The organism is Pseudoalteromonas sp. Of7M-16, assembly GCF_022347805.1.
In the GTDB taxonomy this organism is placed as follows: domain Bacteria; phylum Pseudomonadota; class Gammaproteobacteria; order Enterobacterales; family Alteromonadaceae; genus Pseudoalteromonas; species Pseudoalteromonas luteoviolacea_F.
On sequence record NZ_JAKRFY010000022.1, the window covers coordinates 1 to 22,516 of the forward strand.

Here is a 22,516-nt window from a genome sequence, read left to right on the forward strand (position 1 = left end):
AGATGGCTGAGTGGTTGAAAGCACCGGTCTTGAAAACCGGCATACGTTAATAGCGTATCTAGGGTTCAAATCCCTATCTCTCCGCCACTACAATAAGCATTTGTTTAATGACAACATGATGCTTTACAAACATGGAGAGATGGCTGAGTGGTTGAAAGCACCGGTCTTGAAAACCGGCATACGTTAATAGCGTATCTAGGGTTCAAATCCCTATCTCTCCGCCATATCAAGCCCAAGCTAACATTAGCTTGGGCTTTTTTATTCATTACTTCCTCTCATTTCTACTTATGTGAAAATGCGTTAGATTTTGAAATTAAGACTAATGTATCATTGATACAGTGCTACGAAAGTCAAAGACTTAGTCTCTAACATAGTTTAGTAAGGTGTTTGTGATGAAAAAAGTGGCCACTGCGATCGGTATTTCAATGCTTTCTCCACTTATTGTCGGTAGTTTACTGGGTGTATATTTCTATATTACGACAGGGCAGGGACAATTATTCGTTCAGTTGTTGACCACGGCCATATCCAATGCTCACATTGTGGGCTTAGCCATGGCGCTGTGCGTTTTACCTGTTTACTTGTTCCTATATAAGCGGAACAAATTAACTTATTCTGCTCTGACTACGGCTGCAATGTTGGGAGGTACTGCATTGACCTTGTTACTTTCCGTATCGGGAGGGCCCATATTGATTGCTAATGCAGTGATGTGTGCGTTGGCATCTGCGTTATTTTTATACAGCTTAAGAAAGCAATGATAATTGTGCTGTTTGCAAAATGAACAGTTGATGTTGTATTGACGACAAATTGGTACTTTTTCCTCGTAAAAGGTTTCATTTGTGTGCGTGAAAGAGTACCTTTACTGTTTATATGTAAGAATGTTCAGTACCAACAATGCAAAAGCAAAAATTTTATGAGTTGTTAAATCAACAGGCAAAGGGACTCATTGATGGGGAGCGAAACCATATCGCAAATATGGCTAACTTGAGTGCCTTGCTCTTCACGAATATGGAAGATATAAACTGGTCCGGTTTTTATTTGATGGATGGCGACAATGAACTTGTTTTAGGCCCATTCCAAGGCAACCCCGCATGTATTCGAATTCCTGTTGGTAAAGGCGTCTGCGGTACAGCAGTATCAGAAGCAAAAACACAGTTAATTGAAGATGTACATGCTTTTGAAGGTCACATTGCATGTGATGCTGCGTCCAACTCAGAAATAGTGATACCAGTTTATAAGCAAGGTAAAGTTTTTGCGGTATTGGACATCGATAGTCCTAGTTTGGCAAGATTTGACGAACAAGATAGACTGGGATTAGAAGCGTTAGTTAAAAGCTTCGAGGAAACACTTTAAAATGAAAGATATGCTTAATGTACAAGACTACTTGTTTTCCAACTTTGATGTTGGCGACTGGGAAGGTGATGAAGAACAAGTTGCAGAGACGCTTAATGAACTCATTCACTTTGCTTGGGAGAGATTACCCGAAGATCTTGGAAGTGAGCAAATTGATCAAATTATAAATGGTATTTGGGAACATCTTCGCGGTGATATGGCATTAATTGAAACCGACTTAGATGAACTCTTAGACTGGGTTACACACTATATTAATTCATCATTAGATGAGAATATTTAAATAGGTTTAGACATGGAAACCACAAACAAGCTAAAAGATATTAACGAGGTATTGGAGTTTTTATACTCAGAATTTCCTCAGTGTTTTAAACAAAAGGATGGTATTAAACCACTCAAAGTTGGGATCTTCAAAGATATTGCTGAGAAGATCGAAGGCTCTGATAAAGTTAGTAAAACGCAAGTTAGGCAAGCACTAAGAAAGTACACATCTAGCTGGCGCTATTTAGAAGCCGTTACTAAAAATGAATTTCGTGTTGACTTAGAAGGCGGCCAGGCTGAAAAAGTAGAGCAAGAACACGTTGAACATGCGCAAAAAGCACTTGAAGAAAGCCGTGCAAAGATGGCTAAGCGTAAGAAACCGCAAAGGCCTCGTAACGACGGTGACACAAAATCTTACAAATCAAAAGGGCAAGGCCAGCCACGCCATGCTAATAAAAAGCCTAGAGTTAATAAGAAACCTGCACAGCAACAGCAGCGCAGAAGTTCAGGAAAAGTTGAACCTCTTCCAGCAAATGAGGTCAAGGTTAATAATAAAGTTAAAGTTAAACTTGGCCAAGCACTAGTAAATGCAACGATTACTGAAGTTAATAAAGACGAAGTACACGTTGAGCTTGTTACTGGTATGCAGGTTAAGACCAAGGCCGAAAGCCTATTTATTCTATAAGGAGTAGTGTATGAGTAAAAATTTACCACTCATTGGGGCAGTTGCACTGTTTGTTTCAAACACATGTTTGGCAGCAAATAGCGTTGTAACAGAAAAAGATATACCAGTGCTTAAGCCAGAATTACAGCACGCAACAGCTACGAAGAGAGTGACAAGTAAATTTACTCGTGACCACTACAAACGTTTTAAGCTCAACGAAACACTGTCTGAAGAGATATTTGACCGATATGTAGAAACACTGGACTACAATAAGTCTATTTTTCTTCAGTCTGACGTAGATGCTTTTAAACAACATAAAGCAAAGTTTGATGAAGCACTGATGAGTGGTAAGTTAGACTTTGCTTTTGAAATGTTCAACGTGAGCATGAAAAGACGTTTTGAACGTTTTGAGTACGCCATTTCTTTGTTAGACAAAGAGATGAAGTTTGATACCCCAGATGCATTTTACTATGACCGCGAAGAGGCAAAGTTTGCCAAAGACCAAGCGGAATTGAATGAGTTTTGGCGTCAAAGAGTTAAATCAGATGCTTTGCGTTTAAAGCTCACTGGTAAAGACTGGGAAGGGATCAAAGAAATTCTAGCTAAACGCTACAAAAATGCTCAGAAGCGATTAGTACAAACAAATAATGAAGATGCCTATCAGATCGTCATGAATTCTTTCGCTCGCAGTGTTGAGGCGCATACATCATATCTGTCGCCGCGCAGAGCGGAACAGTTTAAGATGGACATGGACCTTGAGCTCGAAGGGATCGGGGCTGTTTTAGGTTACGATGAAGACTACACAATTATCCGCAGCCTAGTACCTGGCGGACCTGCGGACAAATCTGAAAAAATTAAAGCAGACGATAAAATTATCGGTGTTGCTCAAGATGGTGAAGAATTTGTTGATGTCATTGGGTGGCGATTAGATGACGTTGTTGATCTTATTAAGGGACCAAAAGGTACCAAAGTGAGATTACAGTATCTTAAGGGTAGTGACTCTCATGGTACACCTAAAATTGTTGAAATAACCCGTGATAAAATACGACTTGAAGATCGCGCTGCAAAGTCGTCTGTATTTGAAGCTCAGTACTCAGATCTAACAAGTAAAATTGGCGTTATTGAGATCCCAAGTTTCTACAATAACTTGTCCGAAGATGTCTTAAAAGAAATCAAATCACTTAAAGCGCAAAAAGTCGATGGCATTGTGATAGACCTGAGACAAAATGGCGGCGGATCTTTATACGAGGCGAAGAAGCTTTCCGGGCTATTTATTGATAAAGGACCAATTGTTCAGATTCATACAGCGAACAACCGTATTGATGTGCAAAAAGACCAAGATGGAAAAACCTATTACGAAGGGCCTATGACTGTGCTGGTTGATAGATACAGCGCATCTGCGTCAGAGATATTTGCTGCGGCAATGCAAGATTATGGCCGTGCTGTTGTGATAGGTGAACAAACATTTGGTAAAGGTACAGTGCAGCAGCACAGGGGTCTTAGAAAAACTTACGATCTGTTTGAAAACCCACTTGGTAGCATTACCTATACCATTGCGAAGTTCTACCGTATTAACGGTGGAAGCACGCAAAACAAAGGTGTGATACCTGATATTTTACTCCCTTCATTTATCGAACCTGAAGAATGGGGCGAAAGCCAAGAAGACAATGCTCTTCCTTGGGATAGCATTGCAAGAGCTAAATATAAAACGATTGATGACCTAACGTCTGTTATTGGTCATTTAAATGAAAAGCACAATAAGCGTATTGCGAAAGAACCTGAGTTTTCGTATGTGTTCGACGATATTAAACGTTATAAAGAGCAGGAAACTGAAGTTTCAATTTCGCTTGTAGAGTCTGAGCGCAAAAAAGAGCGTGAAGAAAGAGATCAAAGAGCGCTGGTTCGTACAAACGAGAGATTAAAGCGTTTAGGGATGGAAGCGATTGAAAAGCTGGATGATGTTCCAGATGTGATATCAGACTTGGATCCGTATCTAGAAGAAGCCGCACTTATCACACAAGATATGATCAATTACGGCAGACTTGTGAAAAACGATATTAAGTCGAGTTAATAAGATACTTCAAATGAAAAAGGCGCGAGAGCGCCTTTTTTCGTTACTCCTGCTTGCAAATTTGTTATTATCGTCAGCCGCAACAAGACAACATGAGACCATGTTTATCAATCCGTATTGATAATTGGCACAATCAATCAGCGAGAAATTTAAACCTTCGTATAAGCAACATGCTTTTATTGAAAGATGAATTGTCGTTTATTAAAAATTATTAAACCGGATTGGTAAAATAGAGTAATAGCTACTCGGTCAAATAATAATACGCACCGCAATGAGTGCGAGGGGTACATAAATTTGAAACAACCAAAATCGGCATCCGCTTGGGATGCTTTTATACCAATTATCGTTTTAGTCAGTTTATTAGGGGCTGCTGTTTATTTGTATGGTGATAATTCATCATCCGGCCCAAATCAAATCGCACTTTTATTTGCGACCTTTACAGCTGCACTTATTGGACTAAAAAACGGTTTTACCTGGAAAACGCTTGAAGAAGCAATGATTAAGGGTATCACTATTTCTCTAGGCGCCATATTGATCTTACTCATGGTAGGCGCTTTAATCGGTACTTGGCTGCTATCAGGTACGGTTCCTACGCTTATCTACTACGGACTACAAATTATTAATCCCTCTTGGTTTTATGCAGCCAGTTGCTTAATTTGTGGCATAGTCGCAATGAGTATAGGTAGTTCTTGGACGACAGCTGCAACAATTGGTGTTGCACTTCTTGGAGTGGCCAATGGGCTTGGGTTAGACCCCGTTGTTACCGCAGGTGCTGTCATTTCCGGTGCATATTTTGGTGACAAACTAAGCCCACTGTCTGAAACCACGAATCTAGCACCAGCTGTCGCTGGCAGTGACCTATTTGATCATATTCAGCACATGCTATGGACAACCGTTCCAAGCTTTGTTATTGCGCTCATCATTTTTATCATTATGGGCTTTAATGCTGATGTCGCGAGTGACGCAAATAAGATAGACGCTATTAGTGCTATTTTGCAAAGTAACTTTAACATTAACATTTTTATGTTAGTTCCTTTGGTCATTCTATTGGCTCTAGCGGTTAAAAAAATGCCAGCGTTTCCTGCTATTTCAATTGGTGCTGTGGTTGGTGCTGTTTGGGCTCTCTTATTTCAAGGTGATTTGATTGCGAGTCAGATTGATGCAAGTCAAGGCGAGTTAGTAGGGCAATTTAAGCTGATTTGGGCCACTTTCTTTGATGGTTTTAGTGTCCAAACTGGCGATGTGAAAATGGATGACCTTTTAAGTGGCGGTGGTATGTCTAGCATGCTGACGACGACTTGGTTAATAATGACCGCACTTATGTTTGGTGCCATCATGGAAAAAACAGGCCTTTTAGAAGTGTTTGTGCGCAGTATCCTTCGTATTGCAAAAAGTACAGGTTCACTTATCGCATCTACGATCGCGACATGTTTTGGTACTAACTTAGTTGCTGCCGATCAGTACATCGCGATTGTGGTACCTGGCAGAATGTTCAAAGAGGAATATAAACGACGTGGATTACAAAGCGTCAACTTGTCAAGAACGCTTGAAGACGGCGGAACGATTACCAGTCCACTTATCCCATGGAATACCTGCGGTGCGTACATGCAAAGCGTCCTGCTCATCAATCCACTTGATTACGCAGTGTATGCATTTTTCAATCTGATAAATCCATTGTTAGCAATTGTTTATGGTTACCTCGGGGTTAAAGTTTTAAAACTTAAACCAAGAGAGCAAGAATAAAGACAAGCGGCCTCACACAAGTGGGGCCTTTTATTGTTTTAACAGTGATATTACTCGTCTAAACTTATTTACAGGCTACATTTCACTAATTTAATATTATAAAATCCTGTCCAATAGATAATGAGTGCTCTAAACGGGCGCTGAACTTACGCAATTAGATATTGGCATTTAATAGACAAGCAGATATTGGCCGCAGAGCGTTGTTTATATTATTTTGGCCAACTAATGCGATGAAGGAATTTAAATGACGCAGAAACCGCAAGCTAAACTTTTAGCAGATTACCAACCACCTAGTCACCAAGTTGAACACCTTGATCTGACTTTTCATTTATCACCACAGCAAACAAGAGTCATAGCCAAGTACAGTTTATCGGCAAATAGCGAGCAGTCTTATGTTGAGTTAGATGGTATTGATTTAAAGCTTATTTCTTTAAAAGTGAATGGCCAGTCTCATACTCAATATACCCAGTTGGTTGACGGTATAAAAATAAACTCGGTCCCCGCTTCATTTGATCTTGAAATAGAAACAGAAATTGCACCTGAACTAAATACTTCTTTAGAGGGGTTATACCTCTCTGATGGTGCATACTGTACGCAATGTGAAGCAGAAGGGTTTAGAAAGATAACCTACTTCTTTGACAGGCCAGATGTACTTGCGACCTATCGCGTTACTGTAATTGGCAGCAAAGATTTTCCATTTTTGCTATCCAATGGAAATCAAGTTGATTCGGGGACTTTAGAGGACGACAAACACTTTGTGACTTGGGAAGACCCATTTAAGAAGCCATCATACTTATTTGCTTTAGTCGCGGGAGACTTTGACAAGCTTGAGGACAAATTTGTCACTAAAAGTGGAAAGGAAGTCAAGTTACAGCTGTTTGTGGATAAAGGTAACCTATCTAAAGCACCACATGCAATGGCGTCACTACAAAAGTCAATGAAGTGGGATGAAGAGCGTTTTAACTTAGAGTATGACCTTGATATCTATATGATTGTTGCGGTTGATTTCTTCAATATGGGAGCAATGGAGAACAAGGGCCTGAATGTATTCAACAGCGCTTGTGTCTTAGCGAACCAGGAAACAGCGACGGATAGAGACTATCACGTCATCGAGTCAATCGTTGGGCACGAGTACTTCCACAATTGGACAGGTAACCGGGTCACATGTCGAGATTGGTTCCAGTTGAGCCTAAAAGAGGGTTTAACAGTTTTTAGAGATCAGGAATTTAGCAGTGACCTAGGATCTAGAGCACTTAACCGAATTGATGCTGTCAATGCAATGAGAACGCATCAATTTGCCGAAGATGCAGGGCCCATGGCACACCCAATACGTCCAGAGAAAGTCATTGAAATGAATAACTTTTACACTGTGACAGTTTACAACAAAGGTGCTGAAGTGATCCGTATGATGCATACGTTATTGGGAGAGCAGGGCTTTCAGCAAGGCATGAGTCTGTATTTTGAGCGGCACGATGGTCAAGCTGTTACTTGCGATGACTTTGTCAATGCAATGGCTGACGCGACGAATACAGATTTAAATCAGTTTAAGCTTTGGTATCAGCAATTTGGTACTCCCACTTTAAATGTGGCTACAAAATTCGATCCTGAGTCGAAAACTTATGAAATTGAGCTAACACAAACGCATGCTAAAAATGACCCGGTCACAGCGCCTTTACATATTCCTGTGGCAATAGAGTTATTGGATGAGCAAGGACAGGCAATTGTGTTAAATACGGCTGATTTAAAACAGGGCCGTGTTCTTGAGTTGACGAAAACCAGTCAAGCTTTCAATTTTGAGAATATTGGAGCAGAACCTACCCCTGTGCTATTGGAGGACTTTTCTGCACCGTGTTTACTAAAGTATGATTACACATTGTCACAGCTTAGCCACATCGCTAAATATGCATCTAGTTACTATGCGAGATGGGAAGCAATGCAAATTCTGTTTACTCATCAAATACGTTCGTATGTTGAGAATACAGAGTCAACAGGGCCCATGACTGAAGAGCTTGCTTCAGTATTAGTTAGTATGTTTGAAAACAAGCCAGCAGATCTTGCTATTCTTGCTGAATACATCTCCGTACCTAACTTTGACACTTTATCTGGAGGGTACGACGTTGTGCCTGTAGATGCGCTTTGCAACGCAATAGAGCTTCTTGAGCAACAGGTTGCTCAACTACTCGAAAAGCATCTTGTCGCATTTTATACAAGCACACAAGATAGCGGTGGTTTAAGTTCTGAAGATGTGGCGATACGTGCACTTAAGAATAAATGCCTTTACTACTTGGCATTGACTCAATTTGATGTGACGAGCCATCTGGTTGAACAGGCTAATTCTATAAACATGACAACTAAATTAGGTGCGTTAAAAAGCGCCTTAAATGCGCAGCACACTCTGTCAACAAAATTAATGGAAGAGTTTGATGCTCAGTGGAGTCACGACCTACTTGTAATGGATAAATGGTTTGCATTACAAGCAACCAATCAGTCTGATGCCTGTATAGATGTTGTGCTGTCGCTGTATTCCCATCCTTGTTTTGATAAATCAAATCCAAATAGAGTTCGTTCTCTAGTTGGTTCTTTTGCCAGATCAAACCCAAGGCAGTTTCACAGAGAAGATGGCAGAGGGTATGAGCTCCTGGCTGATTTAATTGCGGAATTAAACGAACTCAATCCACAAAATGCATCACGAATAATCACCCCGCTATTGTCATATAAGAGGTTTGACCAAAACCGACAGGAAAAAATGCGTGCACAATTGGAGCGTTTAGCTGCAATTTCTGACTTAAGTGATGATTTATTTGAGAAAATAGATAGAGCCTTAAACTGATTGATGCAAGAATATTACTTTTTTTTAAGACTCACTTACGAACAATGTTTAGCCTATTACGAAGGTGACATTGAATACATACAGGTTGTGGAAGATGGCGGGAAGCGAATTCGCTTCCCTGCAACACATATTAGACGGTTTGTATCGAGCATTGGTGTTAGTGGTCGATTTAGATTGCAGCTTGACGATAGTAATCGATTTATAGCGCTTGAAAAGGTGACTTGATCGGCAAAAAGACTTTCTGAGATAAAGTATTTTTGTTAATTCGGTTTGTTTTAAACTTAAATTACGTGTTATAACTACTCTGGTAAGACGTCTTACCAAGGTTAAAAGACGGGCTAAAAAGTTAAAAATGCACCGAACGAACGCGTAAAATTTGTAATTTTCGATTTTCGCTTCTATCGTTACGACAACAAAAAACAATAACTTGATTAGATTTACCCGCCATAAGGGGGAGAAATAATGATAAAAAAAGCGCGCTTTACTAAGAACAAGATTATGCTTGGGCTTGGAGCAGCCATTTTTGGAAGTGTTGGCATGCATGCGCACGCCGCGAATTTCCAGGTCGGTGATTTTGAAATAACGTTCGATTCGACGTTTTCATATGGTCAGAGCATCAGGGTAGAAGACAGAGACTTTGGGCATATTGGTAAGAGTAACCATCCAAGGTTTGACTGGACGGGTTATAATGCCTCTACAGGTAACACTTTATACTCTTCTTCTCAAGTTTGGAGTCAGCCAGGTGCATACTCCAACAATGGTGATGCGGGTAATTTAAACTTTGACTCTGGTGATACTTTCTCGCAATTGCTCAAAGGCACTCATGAGTTTGCTATTACTAAAGATAACTACGGTTTCTTCTCTCGCTTCATGTATTTTTATGACTTCGCGATGGAAGATGGCGATTTCGCATATCGTAACCCTGTGTCAGGTCAGCAAGTAGATCCTTGTGCTGATGACGACACGAAAGAGCAAGTATGTTCGGATGCGCGATTACTTGATGCGTTCGTTTGGGCGGATTTTGATTTAAATGACGGTAATAACCCACTATCAATTCGACTTGGCCAACAGGTTATTAACTGGGGTGAAAGTACACTAATTTCACATGGTATCAACGTTAACCCAGTTGATATAGATCGACTTAAGGCACCCGGTTCTGAGTTAAAAGAGGCGTTTATCCCTGTAGGCATGCTTTGGGCCTCGTTGGGTATTACTGAGAACATCACGCTAGAAGCTTTTTATCAGTATGAATGGCATGAAACGCGCCTGCCGGCAACTGGTAGTTATTTCTCAACAAATGATTTTGCCTCTGCAAATGGTTACGGCCAAAACGTGCAACTTGGTTTTACGTCAAACCCGGATATTGACTTACACCATTTAACTGAAGCATTAAACTCTCTTCAGGCAAATTGGGTTGGAGCTTTAGCAGCACAAGGTTTGGATGTTACTGACCAGAGTGTGTTAAACAGCGCAGAAGCGCGACAAATGCTGTCATCTATGTATCTCGCATACCCAACACGTGTTGCCCTGAAAGGCAAAGGTGATGCAGGTAAGACAGACGCGGACGATAGTGGTCAATTTGGTATTCGCTTAGGTATGTTCGTGCCTGAGTTAAATGACACAGAGATCGCACTTTATCATATTAATTATCACAGCCGTAGACCTCTGATTTCAGGTAAAGCCTCTGACTTTACCACTAGCGCAATCATACAGGACCTTGAATATATTCAAAGTAATAAGATCACTGAGGATAATGTCACCAACCTGAATGCCTTTACCCAGGCTGTAATTGTTTATCCTGAAGATATCAAGCTTTATGGTCTGAGCTTTAATACGGCGATTGGTGAAACTGCGTTTTCTGGTGAATTTGCTTACCGTCAAGATGAGCCACTACAAATTGACGATGTAGAACTTCTTTATGCTGGTATGGTAGAGCAGTTAGCAGCGGCGGGTATTAGAGATGACTTCAGAGGTTTTTCTCAACTGAGTCAAGGTAACGCAACCGCTTATGTTGAACCGGGTCAAGTTGCACAAGGCTACGTACTGAAAGATACCATGCAGCTTCAGTTTACAGCAACACACCTATTTGGCCCATCATTAGGCGCAGATAGCTGGGCAGTGGTTGGTGAAGTTGGTGCGGTTACCATTAAAGACATGCCAGCTTACGACGAGCTGCGTTTAAATGTAGCGGGTACAGGCCGAAGTGGTACAATCGAAGGGGTTGAAGGTCGTAACTACGATTTAATTCACCAAGCTGTATCTAACGGTCCTGAAGTAAACCCATTCCCAACAGCTTCTTCTTGGGGTTACCGCCTGATTGCAAAGGGTGAGTATAACAACCTTTTCTCTGGCGTAAACTTTTCACCAAGAGTTGTATTTTCACATGACGTAAATGGTACGACACCTGACCCTATGTTCCTGTTTGTTGAGGATAGAAAGTCAATGGGTCTAAACCTTAACTTTAGTTATCAAAATGCGTGGTCATTTGATTTAGGGTACAACACTTTCTGGGGCGGTGGCGCAACAAATACGTTCTCAGACCGTGACTTCGTATCATTCAATATTAAGTATTCAATTTAAGGGCTTTCGATATGTTTAGAAAACCTACACTATTAGCAGCATCAATAATGACAATAATGGCTGCTCCAATTGCATTAGCGAAAATGACGCCAGAAGAGGTCGCTCGTTTAGGCAAAGATTTGTCTCCAATTGGCGCAGAAGTCGCCGGTAACGCAGACGGCACGATCCCAGCGTGGACTGGCGGAATTACTAAGCCACCAGCTAACTTTAAGCCAGGTATGCACCATCCGGACCCATATGCTGGCGACAAAGTTTTGTTTACTATCGATAAGAGTAATCTTGATAAATACAAGGACAATTTGAGCCCTGGACAAATCGCCTTGTTTGAAACATACCCTGATACATTCAAAATGAATGTGTATCAGACACGACGCAGTGCAGCATATCCACAGTTTGTTTACGATGCTACCAAGAAGTACGCATCTACAGCAGAGTTAATTGAAGGCGGTAATGGTATTAAAAATACCGCAATTGGTATTCCTTTTCCTATTCCTGAAAATGGATTAGAAGCTATTTGGAACCACCTGTTAAGATACCGTGGTTTGTCAATTGCTCGTAATGGTGGTCAGGCAATGCCAACGGCTTCGGGTTCATACAACATTATTGGTTTTGATGAGAAGCTACTAGTAAAATACTCAGATCCAAGTGCAACGCCAGAAGAGCTGCAAAAGTCTAACGTACTGTTTAAGTTTAAACAGAAAGTGACAGAGCCGGCTCGACTAGCAGGTACGGCACTGCTAGTTCATGAAACGATGGACCAAATCTTAACGCCACGTCAAGCTTGGACCTATAACACGGGCCAACGTCGTGTACGTCGAGCACCGAATGTTGCATATGATGCACCTGGAACAGCTTCTGACAGCCTACGTACTACAGATGACTTTGATATGTTCAACGGTTCACCAAACCGTTATAACTGGACATTAAAAGGGAAAAAAGAGATGTACATTCCGTACAACAGCTATAAATTGCATAGCGACTCTCTTAAGTATGATGACATTTTGAAAGCCGGTCATATTAACCCTGAGCATGTTCGTTACGAAAAGCACCGTGTATGGGTTGTCGAGGCAAACCTTAAAGAAGGCACTCGTCACATTTATAAAAAGCGTGTGTTCTTTATTGATGAAGATAGCTGGCAAATTCATGTCGCTGATCTATACGATAATCGTGACCAAATGTATCGCGTAGCGATGGCACACGGTATCAATTACTACGATGTACCAACTCACTGGAGTACACTTGACGTTTACCACGACTTAAACTCTCGTCGTTATCTAGCCATAGGTTTGGACAACGAAGAAAAAATGTATGATTTTACGCAGTCTTTCCAAGACAATGAGTTTACTCAAAGCGCACTTCGTCGAGAGGGAAGACGTTAATATTACGTCTTCTGGGATCAAGTAATTGGTCTTTCTACGCTCTATTAAAGTTGGGCTCGCCGTAGCCCAACTTTATCCCCCCAGTCATTCACGACATTTTTTATTTGAGTATTCATAATGATTAAGAAGTTAATTGCAACGTCGATTGCAGTGCTCGTTATGCAAAGTGAAGCTTTTGGCAGCGCCGAAGAAGCGTTGAGAGTTGCACACCCAGAGAAAACCTTGCTAACCGATATAACCTATAGTGGCGATAGATTAGTCGCGGTAGGAAAGCATGGCACCATTGTGTTCAGTGATGACGGTTCCAGTTGGCAACAAGCACACGTACCAATTCAATCTTTATTGACCGCTGTAGATTTTACAACAGCAGAAAGAGGTTGGGCGTGTGGCCATGATGCGTCGATTTTACACACCACAGACGGTGGCGTATCTTGGCAAATTCAACAATACCTTCCAGATCTAGAAAAACCTTGTTTAGATATTGAGTTTGTTAATGACAAGCAAGGCTTTGCTATTGGTGCTTATGGCATGATGTATCAAACTCAAGACGGCGGAAAAAGCTGGAATAAACGCTTTTTAAGTGAGTTTGTTCATCCCGATGATGTCGACTATTTGGCAGAACTGAAACAAGACGACCCGCAAGCATATGAAGATGAAACGCAATTCATACTGCCACATTTCAACCGCATGCTAATTGATGGGCAAAACATATACCTCGTTGGTGAGATGGGGTTGTTTGCTGTAAGTCATGATCTAGGGGTAACGTGGGAAAGGCAGGAGGAGTTCTATTCAGGCTCTTTGTTTGCAGTTAATAAAAACCAACACAGTGAGCTGATAGTCGCAGGCCTTCGTGGTAACACCTTTCAATCAGCAAGTGATGATATTTCGTTTACACCAACTAAGGTAGACAAAGCGGCGACGATAAATAGCATCGTTGAATATAAGAACAATCAAATAATGTTGGCCAATAGTGGTTTTATCTTCACGGTGACAGGCAACAAAGTTCAAACGAGACAATTGAAAAACGGGAAATCTATTCTTTCTGGTGTGATACACAACGGCAAACTTGTGCTTGCAACAGAAGAAGGCATTCAAAATATCGAGGTTGATCGCTAATGCAGTCTATATTAAATCAACTAGTGTACGTCGTATTTAGACATCGTTTTATGGTTATTGCGCTGTTTGCGCTCACCACCTTATTTTTAGGCTTTAAGTCTACCCAAATCCAATTGGATGCCTCATTCAATAAAAATATTCCTTTAAATCATGACTATATGAAGGTGTATTTGAAGCACGAAAAACAGTTTGGCGGAGCCAATAGTATTTTAATTTCTGTGTGTGATGCGGATGGCGATATATTCAATCCAGAATTTTTCTCACAGCTAAAAGCTGTACATGATCAGCTTTACTTTATACCGGGCGTTAATCGCCCGCTAGTAAACTCGATATTTGCGCCGAGCGCCCGATTTGTTGAAGTGGTAGAAGATGGTTTTGCGGGTGGCCCGATTATTCCAGCAAACTTTACGGCAGACGAAGCAGGTTTAGCGGTAGTTAAGCAAAATATTGAGAAAGCCAAAGTGGTTGGCCGTATGGTCGCGAGCGACTATTCTTGTGCCATGGTATCGGCTCAGCTGATGGAGACCGATCCACAGACTCAAGAGAAGCTAGATACTTTAGCGTTTGCAAAAAAACTTGAGTCAGAGATCAGAGATCCACTTAGTACAGAAAAAGTATCAATTCACATCATCGGTTTCGCTAAAATGGCAGGGGATATCGCTGATGGTGCCAAAGATGTGGTGTTCTTTTTTGCAATAGCCATTCTTTTTACTTTTATAATGGTTTGGTTGTTTTGTAAGAGCTTTAAACTCACATTATTACCAATTGCATGTTCATTAATCGCTGTTGTTTGGCAGCTAGGCCTGTTGTCGGTACTTGGTTTTGGCCTTGACCCAATGTCGATATTGGTGCCATTTTTAGTTTTTGCCATCGGTGTGAGTCACGGCGTACAAATGATCAATGCCATAGGTAAAAAGGTATCCGAAGGTGTAAGTAGCAAAGTCGCAGCAGAGGCGAGTTTCAAAGCACTACTGATCCCTGGTGGTATCGCCTTATTATCAGACACCATTGGATTCATGACATTGCTGGCGATTGATATCGGCATTATACGAGAGCTTGCAATTACAGCGAGTTTAGGTGTTGCTGTAATTATCTTCACCAACTTAATTCTGTTGCCTGTTTTAGCCTCTTATTTCAAATCTTCTAAAATGAACCGAGTCGATGACGGGAAGAATGAGACTAATAGTGTATTTACTAAACTACGAGAGAGTTTGGTTTTAGCGACAGATAAACGGTACGCAAGCGTTATTCTTCTTATCTCAGCAGGTTTATTTGCTTTTGGTTATTGGCAGTCGAAAGACATGCGCATTGGCGATTTGCATGCGGGAGCGCCAGCACTTCATGAAGATGCGCGTTACAACTTAGACACCTTCTTGATATCAGATAGGTATGAGATCTCATCAGACATTTTAAAAGTGTTGGTAGAGGCATATCCGGCGGCCTGTACTGAACACGATACGATGGAACGAGTAAGTCGATTCCAGTGGCGAGTAGAAAACCTTGCTGGCGTACAATCTGCAGTTTCTTTGAGCTCGGTTGCGCAAGCTGTTAATGCAGGTTACAACGAAGGCAATTTGAAATGGCAAACCTTGCCTAGAAATGGTGCGTCTTTAGTACAGGCAACTTCCAGAGTAGAAACAAGTACTGGTCTACTCAATGGCGATTGCTCCGTAATGCCAATTATCATCTTCATGGATGATCACAAAGCGGAAACCATTGACCACGTCGTGTCTCAAATTAAATTGTTTGCAAACGAAGAGGGGACAGACCGAGTTAGTTTTAAGCTGGCTTCCGGCCCTATCGGTGTGATGGCAGCAACAAACGAATCAGTCGCGGCTGCACAATTACCAATGATGATCTATGTTTATGGTGCGGTGATTATTTTGTGCCTGATCAGTTTCAGAAGTATACGCGCAACAGTTGCGGTTGTATTGCCTTTGTATATTGTTTCAACACTAGCACAAGCGCTGATGGTTAAATTGGAAATTGGACTTACTGTATCCACGCTGCCGGTCATTGCACTGGGCGTAGGAATTGGTGTCGATTATGGTATCTATATCTTATCTTCAATGATGAATCAGCTAAAACAAGGTATGCCTTTATCAGCTGCTTATCGCAATGCGTTGGCTGAACGAGGTAGCGCTGTTTTGTTTACGGGTATAACACTTGCGATCGGCGTGAGTACTTGGATTTTCTCTGCATTAAAGTTTCAAGTTGATATGGGGATCCTACTGACGTTTATGTTCTTAGTGAATATGCTTGGTGCTGTGTTGTTGTTACCTGCGATAGGTACTTTTATCTGGCCTGACCAGAAAAAAAAGTGTGAATAATTGTGCTCTTAAATGGCCTTAATTGGCCATTTATATCTACAATTTGTGAATATATGACCAACTGGCTGAAAAGCCTCAAATGTTTTTGTCAAAAAAGCTTTTTATTAGCGCCAGAAAGGTTAAAATCCTCTGGACTCCACGCTAATAATTGGCTGTACAAATAATCTACCGTTCAAAGGTGGTATAGATTAAGGAACACATAATGACACAAAGTGAAGGTCCAGCATCGGTTATCCTTGATAACGTTTGCAAGTTGATCCAGAAAAAAGTTCATGCCGATAACGTGTCGCTCGTTGAAACATTCGCCAAAGCCTTGTACAGCAACATGTCTAAAGAGGATTTGGCACATCGTAACGACAGCGACCTGTACGGTGCTGCTTTGAGTCTTTGGAATTCTCTCGAAAAGAATACCTCAGACAACGCAGTTATCCGTGTATTCAACCCTGAAGTTGCAAAAGATGGCTGGCAATCGTCTCACACGATTGTAGAAATCATCTCAGATGATAAGCCGTTTTTGGTTGATTCAGTGCGTATGGCACTTAGCCGTAAGAATATTGCATCGCATTTGCTTTTACACTGCCCTCTCAAAATCAACCGTGACCAAGAAGATAAAATCTCCGCTGTTTCAGGATTAAAAACCGAACAAGAATCTTCATCTACTAAAACTGTTTTCTTTATTGAAATCGATCGTCAAACAGACGAAGCAGTAATTGCGGATTTTACGCAAGAGCTAGAATCAGTGCTGAAAGATGTTACTGTAGCGGTTGAAGATTGGTTGCTAATCCGAGATAAACTAGTTGCTGTTGGTGCAGACATTCCTAACCGCAAGCATAGTTCTTCTGAGCAAGAGCTCAATGAAGCAGTTGAATTCTTAGATTGGCTAGCTCGTGATAACTTCACATTCATGGGTTACCGTCAATATGACCTTGTTCCAGTTCAAGGTGACTATGAACTTAAGCCGGTTGCAGGCTCAAGTTTAGGCCTGATGAAAAACTCTACTGAAAGCAGCCGCTTGCTATCAGGATTGCCAGAAGTTGCTCGCCTTGAAGCACGTAGTAAAAACTTATTGATCCTAACTAAAACGAACTCTCAGTCTCGTGTTCATCGCCCAGCCCATATTGATTATGTTGGTATTAAGCGGTTTGACGACGAGGGGAATGTTATTGGTGAAGACCGTTTTATTGGTCTGTTCTCATCAAGCTTTTACAATAATAGTGCATCAGATGTTCCAGTGCTTAAGAGCAAAATTGCTCGCATTATGGAGCAATGTGATTTTGCAAAAGGGACGCACGCATACAAAGCTGTTCTAAATATCTTAGAAACGTACCCACGTGACGAGTTAGTGCAAGCTCGTGAATCTGAGTTATTGGATGTGGCTACGGGCGTTTTGCAAACCCAAGAGCGTGACATGTGTCGTCTATTCGTTCGAAGAGATGTCTATGGTCGTTTCTTCTCTTGTATGGTCTATGTGCCGCGTGAGCGATACAACACCGCGCTTCGCCGCGAAACTCAAAAGTTGTTAGGCAATGCCTTTGGGTCTAACGAAAAAGTTGAGTTCACTACATTTTTCTCTGAGTCTACACTGGCAAGAACGCATTACATTGTTCGTGTAGCTGACAACAACATTAAGTACAACGTGAAAGAAATCGAAAATAATTTAGTAGAAGCTGCCCGTACTTGGGAAGATAAACTACAAACGGCTTTACTTGCGGGTGAAGGTGAAGCTCGCGGTAACGAGTTAAACCGTAAATATGCAACTGCTTTCCCTCGTGCATATAAAGACGAAGTATTGCCAAGTGCTGCTGTCGTTGATATCTCAAAACTTGAGAGATTGAGCGATGAGAACAAACTAGAAATGTTGTTCTACAGACCTCAAGAAGAAGCAAATTCGCAAATTGTTCGTCTGAGCTTATTCCATAAAGATGAACCAATTCACCTATCTGACGTAATGCCAATGCTAGAAAACTTTGGTTTACGTGTAATCGGTGAAACACCATATGCCGTTAAGACAAGTGATGGTCAAATCAATTGGATCATGGACTTCTCAATGCTGCTCGACAGCAAAGGTCTGGCTGACTTTGATAAAGTATCTGCTCGTTTTCGTGCAGCGCTTATCAATGTGTGGAACAATCGACTAGAAAACGATGGCTTTAACCGCTTAGTACTAAAAGCGGGTTCTACAGGCCGTGAAGCATCTATTTTACGTGCGTACGCTAAGTACATGCGTCAAATCGGTGTAACTTTCTCGCAGTCTTACATTGAAAATACGTTTGAGCATTATCCTCACATCGCAAACCAATTGGTTGAGTTGTTTGAGAAGAAATTCTGCCCTCAAAAGAAAGTTGCTCAAAAATCACTTGATAAGCTGGTAGAAAAAATCTATCACGAGCTAGAAAGTGTAGCGAACCTTGATGATGACCGTATCATTCGTTTATATGTTGCAATGATTGATGCAACTCTAAGAACGAACTTCTACCAAAAAGAAGCTGATGGCTCAAACAAGTCTTACGTATCATTTAAAATCCAGCCAAGCGCAATTCCAGAAATGCCATTGCCATTGCCTGCATTTGAAATCTTCGTATACTCTCCGCGTATTGAAGGTGTTCACTTACGTGGTGGTAAGGTTGCTCGTGGTGGTTTACGTTGGTCAGATCGCCGTGAAGACTTCCGTACCGAAGTACTGGGTCTTGTGAAAGCCCAGCAAGTTAAGAATACGGTTATTGTGCCTGTCGGTTCTAAAGGTGGCTTTGTTTGTAAACAGCTTCCAAATGACCGCGAAGGTTTCTTCCGTGAAGGTCAAGCGTGCTATAAGATTTTCATCCGTGGTCTGTTAGATATTACTGACAACATCGTTCACGGTGATATTGTTCCTCCTGTTGACGTTGTTCGTCACGATGAAGATGACCCGTATTTAGTAGTTGCAGCGGATAAAGGTACTGCGACTTTCTCTGACATCGCAAATGGTATTGCAGAAGAGTATAACTTCTGGTTAGGTGATGCGTTCGCATCAGGTGGTTCTATCGGTTATGACCACAAGAAGATGGGTATCACAGCGAAAGGGGCGTGGGAGTCTGTTAAACGTCACTTCCGTGAAATGGATATTGACTGTCAAACAACAGATTTCACAGCGGTTGCAATCGGCGACATGGCTGGTGACGTATTTGGTAACGGTATGTTGTTATCAGAGCACACCCGCTTAGTAGCTGCGTTCAACCACATGCATATCTTCATCGATCCAAACCCTGATGCTGCGAGCTCATATAAAGAGCGTGCACGTATGTTTGAATTACCGCGCTCTTCGTGGGAAGACTATGATGCTAGCTTAATTTCTCAAGGTGGTGGTATTTTCTCACGTGCTGCTAAGTCAATCACGTTAACACCAGAAATTAAGAAAATGCTTGGCACGAAGAAAGCAAGCATGACACCAAATGAGTTGATTAAAGCACTTCTCATGATGCCAGTTGACCTATTATGGAATGGTGGTATCGGTACTTACATCAAAGCTGCGGGCGAAAGTGATGCAGATGTAGGTGACAGAGCGAATGATGCTTTACGTATTAATGGTTCAGAGCTTGGCGCTAAGATCTTCGGTGAGGGTGGTAACCTAGGTGCAACACAACTTGGTCGTATCGAGTTTGCAGCTAAGGGTGGCCGAATCAATACTGACTTCATCGATAACGTTGGTGGTGTTGCGTGTTCAGATAACGAAGTAAACATTAAGATCCTACTTAATGGTTTAGTTGCAGAAGGCGACTTAACTAAGAAACAGCGTGACGAATTGCTATATGCAATGACCGACGAAGTTTCAGAGTTGGTATTGGCTGATTGTTACCGTCAAACACATACGTTATCAGTAACTAAGTCGAAAGGTCCTGCGACGCTTAAAGAAAAGATCCGCTTTATTCATGCTCTTGAAAAAGACGGCAAGCTTGATAGAAACATTGAGTTCTTACCAAGTGATGAAGAGCTAGCAGAGCGTGCAGCAGCAGGTTTAGACCTGACTCGCCCTGAGCTTTCTGTACTAGTTTCTTACTCTAAGATGGTATTAAAAGAAACTTTAGTGGTAGATGAAATCACTGAAAACCCTTACTACCGTCAGCTATTAGTGAACTCTTTCCCTGTGCCTCTACGTGACCGTTTCAACGCGGCGATGGATGAGCACCCACTAAGAAAAGAGATCATCGCGACTAAGCTTGCGAACAATATCGTAAACGATATGGGCTTGAACTTCATGATCCGTATGCATGAAGAGACTGGCGCTACAGAAGCTGAAATTGCACTTTGTTATTCAATTGCATGTGCAACATTCCAGATGTCAGAAACCTGGGCCGAAATTTCAGCGCTTGATAACAAGATCCCATCAGCTGTACAAACAGAAATGTTGTATCAGTTACGTCGTACAGTTCGCCGTGTTACGCGTTGGTTCTTACGCCACCGTAATAAAGCACTGAGCATCGAGGAAACAATTGAATTCTTCGCGCCGACATTTGCTGACTTAAGTGCTAACTTAACAACTTACATGGTTGACGAAGAAAGTGCACGTTTAGCAGAGAAAGCTGCTGAGTTAACCTCAGAAGGTGTTCCACAAGCGCTAGCAGATCGTATCGTATCGCTATCTAGCTTGTTCTCAGTGATGGATCTTGCAGAAGTTGCAAACAACGCGAAGCGTGATATCTCAGTGGTATCTAACACGTACTTCAAGTTAGGTGCAAACATGGGTCTACACTGGTTCCTAGACCAAATCACTGCGCAACCAGTGGCTAACCACTGGCAGGCACTAGCACGTGCTTCATATCGTGAAGAGCTTGACTGGCAGCAGCGTGCATTGTCTGAAGTTGTATTGAATAGCTTTGAAGGTGATGGCGAAGTTGACTCATTGATTGATCAGTGGATGGATAACCAAGCTTCGTTATTACATCGCTGGCAGCAAATGTTAGCTGAGTTCAAGACCTCTCAGAACCATGACTTTGCGAAGTTCTCAGTAGCACTAAGAGAATTAATGTTACTCAGTCACAACTGTGACACTTCCAAATAAAAATTAACACGTTAAAATACCCCGGCATTTGCTGGGGTATTTTTTTGCCTCAAACTGTTACCAGGAACTTAAGGAGTCACGATGTTTTACGATTTAGCACGTCGTTATATGTTTAATAAAGATGCGGAATGGGCCCACGACTTTGCTCTAGGCAACTTGCGCCGTTTCAAAAATACCCCATTAAGTCTCGCTTGGTCTCAGTCTCTACCTAAAAAGCCAGTTAACTTTTTAGGCTTAGAATTTGACAACCCGGTAGGGTTAGCTGCAGGTTTAGACAAAAACGCAGAGTGTATTGACGCATTTGGTCAAATGGGTTTCGGATTTATCGAAGTTGGTACTGTAACACCAAGACCGCAAGCGGGTAACGACAAGCCACGTATATTTCGTCTTCCAGAAGCCCATGCTGTGATTAACAGAATGGGATTCAACAACAAAGGTGTCGACAATTTAGTCGCCAATGTAAAAGCATCAAATTATACCGGGATCCTTGGGATCAATATTGGTAAGAACAAAGATACACCTAACGAGCAAGGTAAGGATGATTACATCCACTGTATGAGAAAAGTGTTTGAACACGCTTCTTATATCACGGTAAATATCTCTTCTCCAAACACTCCCGGACTGCGTGATTTACAGTATGGTGAAGCGTTAGACGACCTGTTACAAAGTTTGAAGAATGAGCAAGTTGATTTAATTGAAAAGCACAAAAAATCTGTGCCTATGTTAGTTAAGATTGCGCCTGATGTAGATGCGGTACAGCTTACGCAAATTGCTGAATCTCTTGTAAATAATAGAATTGATGGCGTTATAGCGACCAATACTACGCTGGCGAGAGATGCAGTACAGGGGCTTGAGTATGCCAATGAAGCAGGGGGTCTATCTGGTCGTCCTGTACGTGAAAAATCAACCCATGTCGTGACTGAATTAAAGCGCTTGACTGAAGGTAAATTACCTATTATTGGTGTCGGTGGCATCGATAGTGCGGACGCGGCAAAAGAAAAGCTAAATGCAGGCGCAGATTTAGTTCAGGTTTATACTGGTTTTATATACGAAGGGCCACAATTGATCAAAAGGATCGTAAACTCTTTATAAGGATCAGTCATATAACGAAAAGATCCTAAACAAATTGTTATTATAAATATTTTCACACTTGCAAAAAT

General features: G+C 41.6%; 14 protein-coding genes and 1 tRNA gene. All 15 read left to right on the plus strand.

The annotated features are described in order from the left end of the window. The first annotated feature begins 133 nt into the window (after positions 1 to 133). The 15 genes from MHN81_RS19965 (at position 134) to pyrD (ending at position 22,448) form a co-directional block, all read left to right on the plus strand. Positions 134 to 224: transfer RNA gene (locus MHN81_RS19965), tRNA-Ser, on the plus strand. Positions 225 to 392: 168 nt separating this feature from the next. Next, complete coding sequence (locus MHN81_RS19970; protein WP_023399407.1) at positions 393 to 755, plus strand: hypothetical protein; 363 nt, start codon at positions 393 to 395, stop codon at positions 753 to 755. Between the two features lie 136 nt (positions 756 to 891). Beyond that, a complete protein-coding gene (locus MHN81_RS19975) occupies positions 892 to 1,350 on the plus strand; it encodes a GAF domain-containing protein (RefSeq protein WP_023399408.1) in 459 nt (152 codons plus the stop codon). A 1-nt stretch (position 1,351) separates the two neighbouring features. Beyond that, positions 1,352 to 1,630, plus strand: coding sequence for a hypothetical protein (locus MHN81_RS19980; protein WP_023399409.1), 279 nt, complete (start codon positions 1,352 to 1,354; stop codon positions 1,628 to 1,630). 12 nt (positions 1,631 to 1,642) lie between these two features. Continuing rightward, complete coding sequence (gene proQ, locus MHN81_RS19985; RefSeq protein WP_023399410.1) at positions 1,643 to 2,293, plus strand: RNA chaperone ProQ; 651 nt, start codon at positions 1,643 to 1,645, stop codon at positions 2,291 to 2,293. A 10-nt stretch (positions 2,294 to 2,303) separates the two neighbouring features. Further along, positions 2,304 to 4,343 (plus strand): carboxy terminal-processing peptidase, encoded by a 2,040-nt coding sequence (gene prc / locus MHN81_RS19990; protein ID WP_023399411.1) that lies wholly within the window; start codon positions 2,304 to 2,306, stop codon positions 4,341 to 4,343. A gap of 294 nt (positions 4,344 to 4,637) precedes the next feature. Continuing rightward, positions 4,638 to 6,086, plus strand: a complete 1,449-nt coding sequence (nhaC, locus tag MHN81_RS19995; RefSeq protein ID WP_023399412.1) for a Na+/H+ antiporter NhaC — start codon at positions 4,638 to 4,640, stop codon at positions 6,084 to 6,086. Positions 6,087 to 6,330: 244 nt separating this feature from the next. Continuing rightward, positions 6,331 to 8,916: an aminopeptidase N gene (gene pepN / locus MHN81_RS20000; protein WP_023399413.1), complete on the plus strand. Its 2,586-nt coding sequence runs from the start codon at positions 6,331 to 6,333 to the stop codon at positions 8,914 to 8,916. 3 nt (positions 8,917 to 8,919) lie between these two features. Then, entirely contained in the window at positions 8,920 to 9,141 is a 222-nt protein-coding gene (locus MHN81_RS20005; RefSeq protein WP_023399414.1) for a DUF2835 family protein, read from the plus strand. Between the two features lie 237 nt (positions 9,142 to 9,378). Beyond that, the gene (locus MHN81_RS20010) at positions 9,379 to 11,496 is read left to right on the plus strand and encodes a DUF1302 domain-containing protein (protein WP_239426525.1); all 2,118 of its coding nucleotides are present in this window, start codon (positions 9,379 to 9,381) and stop codon (positions 11,494 to 11,496) included. Positions 11,497 to 11,507: 11 nt separating this feature from the next. Continuing rightward, complete coding sequence (locus MHN81_RS20015) at positions 11,508 to 12,875, plus strand: DUF1329 domain-containing protein (RefSeq protein ID WP_023399416.1); 1,368 nt, start codon at positions 11,508 to 11,510, stop codon at positions 12,873 to 12,875. 117 nt (positions 12,876 to 12,992) lie between these two features. After that, entirely contained in the window at positions 12,993 to 13,991 is a 999-nt protein-coding gene (locus MHN81_RS20020; RefSeq protein ID WP_023399417.1) for a YCF48-related protein, read from the plus strand. Then, positions 13,991 to 16,321: an MMPL family transporter gene (locus MHN81_RS20025; protein ID WP_023399418.1), complete on the plus strand. Its 2,331-nt coding sequence runs from the start codon at positions 13,991 to 13,993 to the stop codon at positions 16,319 to 16,321. Before MHN81_RS20020 ends, MHN81_RS20025 begins: the two co-directional genes overlap by 1 nt. A 202-nt stretch (positions 16,322 to 16,523) precedes the next feature. Further along, the gene (locus MHN81_RS20030) at positions 16,524 to 21,356 is read left to right on the plus strand and encodes an NAD-glutamate dehydrogenase (RefSeq protein WP_023399419.1); all 4,833 of its coding nucleotides are present in this window, start codon (positions 16,524 to 16,526) and stop codon (positions 21,354 to 21,356) included. Positions 21,357 to 21,437: 81 nt separating this feature from the next. Continuing rightward, positions 21,438 to 22,448, plus strand: a complete 1,011-nt coding sequence (pyrD, locus tag MHN81_RS20035) for a quinone-dependent dihydroorotate dehydrogenase (protein WP_023399420.1) — start codon at positions 21,438 to 21,440, stop codon at positions 22,446 to 22,448. Positions 22,449 to 22,516 lie beyond the last annotated feature (68 nt).